This window comes from Thalassolituus sp. UBA3500, from assembly GCF_002377545.1.
Taxonomy (GTDB): Bacteria; Pseudomonadota; Gammaproteobacteria; order Pseudomonadales; family Oceanobacteraceae; genus Thalassolituus.
The window spans coordinates 1-12600 of record NZ_DFQB01000032.1; the positions used below are offsets into that span (position 1 = coordinate 1).

At 50.3% G+C, this 12600-nt stretch carries 12 protein-coding genes; 5 read left to right on the forward strand and 7 right to left on the reverse strand.

The annotated features are described in order from the left end of the window. The coding region (locus B2R29_RS07485) for a class I tRNA ligase family protein (RefSeq protein WP_301180467.1) at positions 1 to 419 on the reverse strand (419 nt) is incomplete at its 3' end. A gap of 311 nt (positions 420 to 730) precedes the next feature. Between B2R29_RS07485 and B2R29_RS07490 the strand changes: the two genes are divergently transcribed. The 5 genes from B2R29_RS07490 to B2R29_RS07510 all read left to right on the forward strand — a co-directional run bounded on the left by B2R29_RS07490 (position 731) and on the right by B2R29_RS07510 (position 7172). Then, complete coding sequence (locus B2R29_RS07490) at positions 731 to 1873, forward strand: porin (RefSeq protein ID WP_301180468.1); 1143 nt, start codon at positions 731 to 733, stop codon at positions 1871 to 1873. A gap of 11 nt (positions 1874 to 1884) precedes the next feature. After that, on the forward strand, positions 1885 to 2409 hold the full coding sequence (locus tag B2R29_RS07495; protein WP_301180469.1) for an FMN-binding protein: 525 nt from the start codon (positions 1885 to 1887) through the stop codon (positions 2407 to 2409). Then, positions 2393 to 3118, forward strand: a complete 726-nt coding sequence (locus B2R29_RS07500; RefSeq protein ID WP_301180470.1) for a PepSY-associated TM helix domain-containing protein — start codon at positions 2393 to 2395, stop codon at positions 3116 to 3118. The genes B2R29_RS07495 and B2R29_RS07500 overlap by 17 nt, the downstream gene beginning before the upstream one ends. Positions 3119 to 3198: 80 nt before the next feature. Then, positions 3199 to 5763 (forward strand): LuxR C-terminal-related transcriptional regulator, encoded by a 2565-nt coding sequence (locus B2R29_RS07505; RefSeq protein ID WP_301180471.1) that lies wholly within the window; start codon positions 3199 to 3201, stop codon positions 5761 to 5763. Positions 5764 to 5996: 233 nt separating this feature from the next. After that, a complete protein-coding gene (locus B2R29_RS07510) occupies positions 5997 to 7172 on the forward strand; it encodes a hypothetical protein (protein WP_301180472.1) in 1176 nt (391 codons plus the stop codon). 88 nt (positions 7173 to 7260) lie between these two features. Here B2R29_RS07510 and yacG read toward each other — a convergent pair whose 3' ends face one another. The 6 genes from yacG to B2R29_RS07540 all read right to left on the reverse strand — a co-directional run. Then, the gene (gene yacG / locus B2R29_RS07515; RefSeq protein WP_301180473.1) at positions 7261 to 7488 is read right to left on the reverse strand and encodes a DNA gyrase inhibitor YacG; all 228 of its coding nucleotides are present in this window, start codon (positions 7486 to 7488) and stop codon (positions 7261 to 7263) included. 7 nt (positions 7489 to 7495) lie between these two features. Next, complete coding sequence (gene coaE / locus B2R29_RS07520; RefSeq protein ID WP_301180474.1) at positions 7496 to 8086, reverse strand: dephospho-CoA kinase; 591 nt, start codon at positions 8084 to 8086, stop codon at positions 7496 to 7498. Positions 8087 to 8118: 32 nt separating this feature from the next. Next, on the reverse strand, positions 8119 to 9000 hold the full coding sequence (locus B2R29_RS07525) for a prepilin peptidase (RefSeq protein ID WP_301180475.1): 882 nt from the start codon (positions 8998 to 9000) through the stop codon (positions 8119 to 8121). Then, complete coding sequence (locus B2R29_RS07530) at positions 8997 to 10241, reverse strand: type II secretion system F family protein (protein WP_301180476.1); 1245 nt, start codon at positions 10239 to 10241, stop codon at positions 8997 to 8999. The genes B2R29_RS07525 and B2R29_RS07530 overlap by 4 nt, the downstream gene beginning before the upstream one ends. Positions 10242 to 10283: 42 nt before the next feature. Continuing rightward, a complete protein-coding gene (gene pilB, locus B2R29_RS07535) occupies positions 10284 to 11990 on the reverse strand; it encodes a type IV-A pilus assembly ATPase PilB (protein WP_301180477.1) in 1707 nt (568 codons plus the stop codon). A gap of 153 nt (positions 11991 to 12143) precedes the next feature. Beyond that, positions 12144 to 12600, reverse strand: a 457-nt coding sequence (locus B2R29_RS07540) for a pilin (protein ID WP_301180478.1), incomplete at its 5' end; no start/stop codon positions are given.

A 12600-nucleotide genomic window follows, 5' to 3' on the forward strand; every position in this document is an offset into this window, starting at 1 on the left:
AAGAACCACTGCTCCCAGCGGTAGTACTCCGGGTCACAGGTCGCCAGTTCACGATCCCAATCGTAACCAAAACCCAGCGACTTCAGCTGGCCTTTCATATAGGCGATGTTTTCTTTGGTCCACTTGGCAGGAGCGACCTGATGCTTGATCGCGGCATTTTCAGCAGGTAGACCAAACGCATCCCAGCCCATTGGCTGCATGACGTTTTTACCTTGCATGCGCTGGTAGCGGGAGATCACATCACCGATGGTGTAGTTACGCACATGCCCCATGTGTAGCCGCCCGCTTGGGTATGGGAACATCGACAGGCAGTAGAACTTCTCTTTGTTGCTGTCGACTACGGCTTTAAATACCTGATTTTTTCCCCAGTGATTCTGAACTGCTGATTCAATGGCTTGGGGTTGATAAGTCTCTTGCATGGTCATGTGCTGTATTGGGCCTGATTCGTGGCGTGGATTCGCAATTCTCTGGCATAAGAGTTTACCTGATTGAACGGAGTGATGGGAGTTCTGCCTTTCTCTATACCTTACCGAGTGCGGTGTAGTTTTTTAACGTTGAGTATGCGGAATCTTCAAACAAGTATTAAGTCGCATGAAGTATTGTATACGATACTGAAATAGTCTTGTTAATAATAATCTGTAGCATTTATTTTTGTATTGTTTCTTCGGGTATCTTTCCTGTCGCAATTGAACAACCTGATGAAATTGATGACCCGTAATTGGAGATCCCGATGAAAAAGCTCGCTGTGCTTGGCACCGCTATTGCCCTGTCTAACATGACCTATGCGGCGGATGCTGCAACACAAGCTCAGATTGACGAATTGAAAGCTCAGATTGCTGCGCTGGCTGACACGGTTGATGCGCAAGCGGAAGGACCGGCTAACCCAGTTTATATCGGTGGTTACGGCGAAATGCACCTGAATCTGAACCAGGGAAAAGACAACGAGATTGATTACCACCGTTTCGTTCTTTTCTTCGGTAAAGAATTCACGGATAAAGTACGTTTCTTCTCTGAACTTGAGCTTGAGCACAGCCTTGCAGGTGACGGTAAGCCGGGTGAAGTTGAACTTGAGCAGGCGTATGTCGAAGTTGATGTGACAGAGAACACTCAGGTAAAAACCGGTTTGTTCCTGCTGCCTGTGGGTATTCTGAACGAAACGCATGAGCCAGAGACATTCTACGGCGTTGAGCGTAATAACGTTGAAAAGCGCATTATTCCTACTACGTGGTGGGAAGGCGGTGTCATGGTGTCGGGCAAAATCGCTGATGGTCTGAGCTATGACGTTGCCATGCACTCTGGCTTGAGTGCCGTCGAGGTCGATGGTGATGGTGGTATTGATGACCAATACGATAATCTGCGTTCGTCTCGACAGAAGGTTGCCGAGGCCCCGGCGAACAAGGCTGCATATACTGCTCGTGTTAAATATACTGAGATTCCAGGCCTTGAACTGGCGTTGACTGGTCAATTCCAAGACGACTTATTACAGGGAGTTGGTGATCGCGAGGTAAGTGGGCGATTAATCGAAGCCCATGCGGTCTACCAGCGTCATGGGTTCGGCGTAAGAGCATTATATGCAGCTTGGAATCTAGATGATGCCGCAGATGATTTGATCGCAGCGGGTGCATCTAAGCAAAACGGTTACTACATTGAGCCGTCTTACCGCATCAACGAGCAGGTTGGTGTGTTCTACCGTAACAGCATGTGGGATACCGCCGCGGGTGACAGCAATGATTCTGAAAAGACTCAGAATGACTTCGGTGTGAACTACTGGCTGGCTGATACTGCGGTTCTGAAGGCGGATTACTTCCGTCAGGAAACCGCTGGTGAATTGAGCGCCACTGGTTACAATCTTGGCGTAGGTTTCAGCTTCTGAGGTAGACCGGTTTGTTACGTTCGCTTTGTACTTTGTTGCTAATAATAGGTTTGCCGGTATCGGCCGGTACAACCTATTACACGCCTGCGCAGATCAGTGCTGAAGTATTCAGCGAGTCCGAACCGGAAAAATCGGCGCTCTGGATGACACCAGAGCGTCGACAGCAAGCAGAGGCCTTGCTAGGAGACGCGCCTCGTCAGGCGCGACTTCGTTATCTTGCCGCTGACGGACGGTATCTCTGGACGCTGAGTGAAATCGGCAAAGAGAAACCAATCACTTTCGGCATCGTGACAACGTCAGGTCATATAGAGCGTATCGAGGTCATGGTCTTCAGGGAAGTTCGCGGGGATGAAATTCGCCTTCCACAATACACCCGTCAATACAAAGATATCGCTCTGACTGAAAGCGGCGATCTTTCTCAGCATATTGATGGTATCTCCGGTGCGACCTACTCAGTGCGCACAATGAAGAAAGTCGCTAAACTGGCGCTTCTATTAGATCGCTGGGCGAATGAGGATAATGCAGTCGAACCATAGACCGCAGCTAAGACGAAAAATCCGCTTTTTTCTGCATCGCTGGCATCGCCGTCTCGGGTTGCTGGTGTCCTTGTTATTAATCCTTCTTGTGATTACAGGAGTTGCGCTGAACCATACAGGGCAGCTGGAGCTGGATAATCACTACCCTCAGAGTCGTATTCTGCTTTGGCCCTATCAATCGTTATTGCCTGACAATATAGGTTACGAAGGCAGCCATGGGTTGCTGCATTCTGCGAACGGACTGCTGCTGCTCGATGAGGATATGCTGGCAGACTGTTCCCGGCTGACGGGCGCGGCAGAGACTACTGAATATGTGCTCGTCAGTTGCGCTTCTGTCTGGCATCTGCTGACTGGTAGCTATCAGTTGCTTGAGTCTTTTGATCCTGCTTTTCTTAGCCTGCCTGAAGACGCACAGCCGGCGGTTTCAGATGGACAATTGGTTGTCGGCTCTTCGGATTATTGGCAGAAACTAAATGTCGATACACTGACCCTGGAAGGCAGAGTTACGGTCGCCCAGACTTCGACTTACGAGGTACTGCCTGCTGTCAATCAGTCCATCAGCTGGCAGCGTATTATGCAGGATATGCACAGTGGCCGCTGGTTTGGTAGCTGGGGAGTGTGGGTTGTAGACATCGCTGCTTTCGTGATGATGCTGCTAGCTTTCAGTGGTATCTGGATGTGGTTGTCGCGTCCTGGTAACAGAAGGTAACCAGACCAACGTTGCCGCAGCTCGTCCGATTTGTTTTTATAGGCCTATATTACTAACTTCGCGTCACGGATTCTGACACTGTGCTTGTTCCCCGCGCCAGCGATAATGAAAGCGATGTAGAAACGCGCGTTATTGCGGTTAAAACAACCCGACCTGAGGCACCTGCCAGCCATATTGACCGCTCAGATATTCTTATGGCGGCACTGGCATCCTCGCCAGTGACAATGATGTTGGCGCCGGCAGGGTATGGAAAAACCTCAGTGATAGCGTCGTGTGTCTCTCTGCTGGAGATGGACCATACCGTCGTTTACTATCAGTGCGATCGTTTCGATGAGTCGCCGCGGTTGATGGTGCGGGCGTGTGAGGAAAAGCTAGGCCTGGCCGCCCAGGAGGTATCGTCGTCGCTCTCTGATATGGAGGCGGTGGCGACTCTTCTGGAGCATGTTCGCCAACAGGATGCCCAGTTCGTACTTATCATTGACAATGTCGAATATCTTGATTTTGAGGAAAGCCGGGCAATTGCGACGCTCCTCCTGCGTTATCGTCCGGCGAATCTGAAGCTCGTATTCAGCGGGCGTTACTTGCCGTTTGCCCGCGGCAGCATTGGGTTGTTGCCAGACATTACCTGGTTAACTACCCGAGATCTCAGCTTTTCAATAGCAGAATTTAATGCCCTGCTGGAGCGTCAACAACTGACGTTGCCGTCGGCTGAAGTTCCGTCCTTACTGCGTAAAATGCAGGGATGGCCTGCAGGATTAGCGCTTTGGCTGATGGCGTGGCGTTGTGCGGGAATGCCAGAGAGGTGGAGTGGAGAGCTGGGCCTCTACGAGGTGTCTGACTATCTTCGCGGCGAAGTCATTACAAACCTTGCGGGGCCCTTAAGAGATCTGATGTGTTTATGTGCGGTGCTTGGGACCTTTCACGATGACCTCGTAAAAGCCGTCGCACCCGATATTTATGCCGCGGCAGACATGCAAGGTTTGCTGGCGCTTGGCTTGTACCTTCAGGAGGTTCCGGGGCGCCCGGAGTGGTTCCGTATGGATCCTATCGTAGCGCAGTGTCTGTCGCGGTTACGTCCGGCAGACTGGCGCAGGGATATTCATCTGCGTGCGTTCAATTGGTTCCGTGATCGCAACGATGCCATTGCTGCATTATTTCATGCCGGGCAGTCTGATCATGGGGCGATTGACTCCGGTTGGATGGCGCAGCAGTCGGATAGTATTCTCGCCAGTCTGGATACTCAGGGGCTGACTGTCTGGTTCGATCAATTGAATGAAGACCAGTTATATACGTCGCCGGATCTGATGCAGATTGCGTGCTGGACTCATCTACTGACGAATCGACTTGATGCAGCTCAGAACCTTATTGAACGTTTGTCATTGGTTCCGGGTATTGATGAAGCCGGTTTGATTGCCTTAAAAGGCTATATGGCAGGCTCACGGGGAGAGTTAACCCGAGCGGAGCGACAATGTCGTCAGGCGCTGGAAATGTTACCGGCAGAACGCTTCAGTCTCAGATTTTTGACTGCCTCGATGCTGGCGCTGGTCTCTCTGGCGCATCGGGATCTTGATGGCTCGCGCATATGGAATCGTTTTGCCCTCGATATCGCCCGCAAATCACGCCAGAGTGCGCTTGAAGGCATGGCACACCTCGATCATGCGCGTATCGAGTTCAATCGCGGCCATGCGTCCCGGTGCTTATCCGTTCTGACTCAGGGGCATGAAGTGCTTGAGGCCAGCCCGCATGGCGGAAACAGCCTGGCGTATGCGCGGTTGCAGATTCTGAAGGCAACCGTTGGCTGGATTACTGGTTACAATGATGAACCTACTGATGCTGCTCTCACTCAGGCATTGCTGCTCTGTGAGGAGCGCTCTGATCCGGCAGCGGCCTACGGATACGCTATCCGGGCGTTGAACCTGATGGGGCAGGGGCAATACTCACTGGCCCTGAATGTACTGGACGACGGCGAGCGTCGCTTGCAGGAACAGCAGGTCGACTTCGTTGCCTACGCCTGGTTACACACAGTGAGGTCGAACATCTGGATCTCGCAGAAGAAATTCCGTCGTGCTCACGATTGCCTGGAAGCTCTGCTTGAAGATGCTGACAGCGCCGGTGTAGCACGCTGTGAATACAGTGCGTTGCTGCCGGGTTTCAGTACACTGACCCTGTCCCGGTTACACCTGATGGCAGGGCGCCCAGAAGTATGCCTTGATCTGACGGATCGTTGGTTACGCCACACCCCGGACGGTTTTATGTCCGTATTTATCCGCATGATTCGGGCCGGAGCCTTGATGACGTTGCAACAACCTGCTGAAGCTATGCGCCAGATCGACGTTGTTAAGAAGACGTTTCGTGCGGAGGGCGTCAATCAACAATTGCAGAGCTGGTTACCTGGATTGGTGGCTTTTCTGGATTTACCAAAGGTCGAACTGAACCCGGCGCATGAGCCCTCATCGGCACTCAGCGAGCGTGAGCGCGATGTACTCAATCTCATGGCGCAGGGGATGTCGAATCAAGCGATTGCTGATCAACTTTATATCTCACTGCATACAGTGAAAACCCACGCCCGCAAGATCAATGTGAAGCTGGGCACAGGCAGCCGGACTCAGGCGATACATAAAGCAAAAGAGTTGATGTTGATCTGACGTCAGGGTTTTCAGGCGTGAGTCAGGTCTCATGTTTCGGTCGGGCCAGTTTTGTCTTCTCTTCGGTAGCTAGCAAATCTGTCATTCAGTTCTATGTTGACTGACCACGTAACAAATAATTTGATGAGGATATCAATAGGATAGCTTTTGTAATCAAACGGTGAATCACGTTGGTAAATTTGCGTTAACTGGACTAAACCTTGTAATACGTCTCACTAGATGCCTTAACGCCTATGGAATACAAGGTCCTCGTTGTTGGCTGCAACGATATAAAAAAGCTCGGGGAAAACCTCGGAGATCAGTTCTCGCTGTTGGCTGTTGCGACTGCGCAGGAAACATTTCACCTGCCTGACCTCAAAGAATACAAGCTTGCTATCGTACTTGATAAAGAGGCTGACGGAACAGGCGCTCAGGCACAGGTTCGGGCACTCAAACATCACCCGGTAATTTCACCATTACCCGTGGTTGTACTGGCAACAGAAGAGCGCGACCTGGATTCCCGGCTGGGTTTCTATGATGCAGGTTGCGACGACCATATTCAGTTTGGCAACGGGGCGGAGTTACAGGTTCGCCTCATGAAAGCGATTTTTAACCGTATTGCCAATGAGCAGCTTAAACAACAGCTGGAAAAGGCGAATGAAATGGCGTTTATCGCCATGTCAGACACCTCAGACCTTGGCGTCAACATTCAGTTTTTGCTGGATATTAATCAGTGCGAAAACCTTGATCAGGCGGGCATGCGTCTGTTTCAGGCACTCAAAAGTTACAATATCAGCAGCTCTCTACAGATTCGTAGTCGTTTCGGTGAAAAGAACATGGAAGCGAATGGGATGGCCAAGGACCTGGAATCAACCTTACTGCGGGAATGCAGTGAAATGGGGCGCTATGTCGACTTCGGAAAGCGCTCAATTATGAATTACGGCCGCGTCTCGCTGCTTGTCAGGAACATGCCTTTAGACGACCCGAATAAGTATGGCGCGATCAAAGATAACGTTTTTTCACTTCTACAGGGGCTGGATGCCAGAGTAGGAGCACTCGATAATGTAGAGTCACTGAAGCTGGAAAGTCAGCTTGTGGTGAAGCTGACATCGCGCATGACTCACATAATGGAAGGTATAGACAAAGGCTACCATGACGTCATGGTGCGAATTGTCGATGCCGTGGAAGATATCGCCGATGGGATTGAGCAGGAAATCCAGTTTCTGGGTATGGATGAACAACAAGAGCGGGTGATTCAGAAGGTTCTTGAAAACGGCATTCTTGAGACCAACCGGGTCTTCAACGAAGGTCTGAAAATGGATAAGAGCCTGACCGGCTACCTGACGGAAGTAGGGCGCGTTTTCGCGTCAGATAAAGTGAAAACCGAAGAGTTGATGGCTCTCGTCGAAAAGATCCCCGCGAACGGTTGAGATAAGCGGCCCGACTGAGTCGCTGTCCCTGGGCTGATATACACGAGTGTATTGAGATAGCTCTTGATATGGCGCTTGATATGAGGGGTCAGTGCCGCTTGAGGTGGTCGTCAAGATTATCTTCGGCAGGGAAAATATCGGCTGGAATATCGCCAGACATTAATTCATCCGTCATGGGCTTACCCGGAATCGCGTGACCTTCGCTTGCCCACTCACCCAAGTCAATCAGCTTACAACGCTCACTGCAAAAGGGGCGGTACTTCTCTTCTTGAGTCCATTGGACTGTTTTTTCACACGTTGGACATTTAACTTCCACGAACACCTCAGGCTAATTGCAGGTACGACTGATGAAGCGCTGCAAGTTGTTCATACAATGCTTCAAGATTGCCTGAATTATCCACCGCATCGTCTGTCTTCTGCAACCGCTCTGCACGAGGTAGTTGCGCTGCAATAATGCGACGAATCTGTTCTTCTCCGTTGCTATCGCGAGAGCAGGCCCTTTCAACCTGAATCTCCTCGGGAACGTCGATCACCAGGGTACGGGAGACCAGCTCGCTTTGACCGCTCTCGAACAACAGCGGAGATTCGAGAATGGCGTAGGGAGATGTCGCTGCATTCAACTGCACAATGATGCTATCCCGGATACGTGGGTGAGTCTGGCTCTCCAGCCATTTGCGTTCATCGGGCTCAGCAAAAACTTTAGCGCGTAACCAGGCACGGTTGAGAGTACCGTCATCAAGAAGCGCATCAGTACCGTAGCGTTCTTCGATGGCGATCAAGGCAGGTTGGCCTGGCTCAACGACTTCACGGGCAACCACATCGGCATCAACGACCGTTATTCCCTGATCTCTGAAATACTTACTAGCTGCGCTTTTACCGCTACCAATGCCGCCAGTGAGGCCGAGAATAAACATATCGATTTGGAGTCCGCTTATTGTATCGTCGGTTATATGACCGAGAAGTACCATTGAGTGATTTCATCTCCCCACATGGCGACAATCCATCCCGCCATAGCAAGGTAAGGGCCGAAAGGAATAGGAACCTGGCGGTCACGTCCAAGCGCAATCACTCCTGCGATACCAACGACGGCACCGACAACGCTCGACATGATGATAATGGTCAACAGCGACTGGAAACCAAACCAGGCGCCCAGGGCGGCCAAAAGTTTGAAGTCACCATAGCCCATACCATCTTTGCCCGTGAGCAGTTTGAAGATCCAGAAGAACCCCCAAAGCACGCCATAACCAAGCGCCGCCCCAAGAACAGCCGACTGAAGGTCAGTAAACATACCTTGCGTATTGAGCAGTAAACCGAGCCAGAGCAAGCCTAGCGTTAATGTGTCTGGCAGGATCTTATGATCAATATCGATAACCGACATCGTAATCAGGAGCCAGGTGAACACCAGCATCGCCAGCAGAGCCCAGCCCCATTCAAACTTAAGCAGTAAGAGGCCGCTCATTACTGCCGTAGCGATCTCGACCAACGGGTAACGCAGGCCAATACGAGTGCCACACGACGCGCACTTACCTCGTAGGAAAATCCAGCTGAATACGGGGATATTCATCCAGGGCTTAACCGGTGCCGAACAAGAAGGACAGTGGGAGGCTGGGGTAACCAGATTATAACTCTTGCTCAGGTCTTTAATGGCTGGGTGATCAGGGAGTTCTTCCTCCATCCCCTGGCACTCTTCCTTCCAGCCTCTGAACATCATGATTGGCATACGTAGAATGACGACATTCAGAAAGCTGCCAATCAGGAGGCTTAGGATGAGGGTCGCTATAAGTAACAGCTCTGTTGATTCAGACAGAAGCTGCAGCAAATTTATCATCTGACGGCTTCACCCATCTGGAAGATTGGCAGATACATGGCAACGATCAAGCCGCCGACAACAACACCAAGGAAAACCATCATGGCTGGCTCAATCATGGCCGTCAGGTTATCTACTGCGTTATCTACTTCGTCTTCGTAGTAATCGGCGGACTTCGAGAGCATTTCGTCCAGTGCACCAGATTCTTCACCGATGGACGCCATCTGTACCACCATATTCGGAAATACTTTGGTATCGCGCATTGCCTGATGCATTTGTTGACCAGAGGCCACATCGTCTTTGATCTTCAGTACCGCTTTTCGATATACCGAATTACCAACAGCGCCAGCTACTGATTCCAGGGCATCTACTAAAGGAACACCGGCGGCAAAAGTGGTTGAAAGTACGCGCGAAAATCGCGCAATCGCAGCCTTCTTGATCAGGTCACCTATAACAGGTACGCCTAACAAAAACGCTTCAAATTTGTCTTTGAAGTCTTTCGATGTTTTTAGTGCATGATAAAGGCCTGCACCCACGATCACTAAAAAGCCGATGATATAAAGGTAATACTCTTGTGCACTTTCTGACAGATCAACAACAAACTGTGTCGGAGCGGGTAGCTCAGCCCCGAAGCTGGTAAACATCTCTTCAAATGTCGGTACCACTTTTACAAGCAGTATAAGAGTCACAGCAATGGCAACCAACATCGTTATAGAGGGGTACATCAGCGCTTTCTTAATCTTGGCTTTGAGCGCTTCCGTCTTCTCTTTATATATTGCGACTTTCTCGAGCATGGTCTGCAGAGTACCGGCTTGCTCGCCTGATTCGATCAGGTTGCATGTCAGGTCATCGAAGTGCTCGGGGTACTTTCTCAGTGCTGTGGCGAAGTCATTACCCGATGAAACAGAATCTCGAACATCCGCTATCGTATTCTTGAGACCGCGATTATCAATACCGTCACCGACAATATCGAACGCCTGAACCAACGGCACGCCCGCTTTTACCATGGTCGCCATCTGGCGGGTAAAAAAGGTAATGTCGCTGCTTTTAATTTTTTTGGAGCCGCCACCGCCGATACCGAAAATCGAGATCGGTTCTGCTGCCTTCTTAACCTTGCGAGGTTCTATGCCTTGCTTGCGCAGCTGGGCTTTTGCGTAGGCAGAGTTGATGGCAATGATCTCACCTTTCGCAGCTTGCCCACGGCGATTGATACCTTCCCAGGCAAAGGTACTCGACTTTTGTTGTTTTACTTGTTTTGCCATAACACTTTTGACCCTAGAGCGAGCTGTAATACTGACAGAGGCTTAGTCCATTGTCACACGATTTGCCTCTTCGAGGCTGGTGATGCCAGCGGCGACCTTCCTCAGAGCGGACGTTCTGAGGTCAGCGAATCCTTCTTTTCGTGCCGAATCGGCAATTTCAATTGAGTTTCCACCTGACATAATGATACGAGAAATTGAATCTGTAATAGAAACTACTTCATAGATACCCACCCTCCCTTTGTAACCAGCATTGCAACTTGCACAGCCAATAGGGCGGTAAAAGTCGCCAGAGGCGATCTGCTCGTTATTAAAGCCCGCTTCTTTGAGTGCCTCTTCTGGAATCTCTGCTGGTTGTTTGCAGTTGCTGCAAAGTCTGCGGGCCAGACGCTGGGCAATAATCAATGAAACTGACGTTGCGATATTAAATGCAGGAACCCCCATATTCGCCAGACGCGTCAGGGTTTCGGCGGCGCTGTTGGTGTGCAGTGTGGATAAAACCAGGTGACCTGTCTGTGCCGCTTTGATGGCAATCTGAGCCGTTTCCAGGTCCCGGATCTCACCCACCATAACAACATCAGGGTCCTGACGCAGAAATGAGCGTAGTGCCGAGGCAAAATCGAGGCCGACTTTGTTATTCACGTTGACCTGGTTAATTCCCTCAAGGTTAATCTCTACTGGGTCCTCTGCAGTAGAAATATTAGTACCTTCGACATTCAGAATATTCAGGCCGGTATAAAGAGAAACTGTTTTACCTGACCCGGTAGGGCCTGTTACCAGAATCATCCCCTGAGGATTTGACAGCGCCTCAAGATAGAGCTGCTTCTGATCTTCTTCATAGCCGAGGGCGTCAATCCCCAATTTTGCTGAAGAGGGGTCAAGGATACGCAGTACAATTTTCTCGCCCCAAAGAGTAGGTAGCGTATTCACACGAAAATCGATGGCCTTGTTCTTCGATATCTTCATTTTGATACGGCCATCCTGAGGGATGCGTCGTTCAGAAATATCCATCTGAGACATAACCTTCAGGCGGGCAGCGATCTTGCCCGACAGATTAATCGGAGGTTGCGACACCTCTTTTAATACACCGTCTGTGCGATAACGAATACGATATCTTTTTTCATAAGGCTCAAAATGAATATCTGATGCGCCAATACGCACGGCATCTAACAGCATCTTATTTACAAAACGAACAATAGGCGCATCGTCGCCCGGTGTGGCATCTTTTTCCTGCTCCTTGTCCCTTGCTTCGGGATCTTCCAGGTCAACATCATCGAGCGCTCCGTCCAAATCACCGAAGGCATCTTCCAGGCTGGTATCTGAAGCGTTAATGAGCTTATCGACGGCAATTGCGAGCTTGTCTTCTTCTACCAGAATTGACTCTGTGGTCATGCCGGTATTGAACTTAATCTCATCGATCGCATTAATCAGTGAAGGGTCACTCTGAGCGACAAACAAGCGATTGCCGCGAGTGAAAAGCGGAAGTATCCGATGTTTTTCAATCAATGACAGACTGACAACGTCAGACGGAACAACATCGAAGTCGAAGCTGCTTAGATCCAGAACGGGAAGACCAAACTCTTCGGAGGCAATTCTTGATATTGTGCCTGCAAGCGAAGGGTCTTTCTGGACTGCAACAGTAACGAATGAGCGCTTGTCGGATTTAGCGCTCTTTAAAATATCTTCAGCAGCGTGGAGTTCGATAAGCCCTTGCTCAACCAACCGACGTGGAAGGCCTGTTAGCGACGTCATGCTATTTGCCTCTTCTTATTGATGGATAGAACATACCAAAGGCGGTGAAAGTCGGCCAGTGGCGGGACTAATAACCGGGAAGGAAATCACAGTCTGTGGGCAATAAAAAAGGGCCACAGGGGCCCTTTTTATCATTACTAGCTCAACTTCGAGTTAGCCACCAATAGTTGGCAGGTATTTCGGAGGCATTGTGCCGCCAGTAACCGCGTATACAACTGCACCGTTACCATTACCTGTAGCAGAAATAGTGACTGTTACACCTTGGAGAGCAGTCTCGCTCGATGGACCGGCACCAGCAGCATCACAAGAAGCAACAGGGGTTGCTCCGTTGGCGTATGTAGAAACCGTGATAATTCCGTTTAAGTTGTCGGTGTATGTGTAGGTAACGTCCTGAACGATTCCCAGACAGTTAGCAGCTTCACCGGTAGCCCACTGAACAAGTTCCGCAGCGTTTGCAGGTAAGTCCAAATTAACCGCTGCATATTCCGATAGTGCTAACTGTAAAGGACGCACAGCACCTACAATTTCAGGACCTGTCGCTGCGCGCACAGTATAAGTTTGATACTGAGGAATCGCAACTGACGCCAGAATACCGATGATCGCAACAACG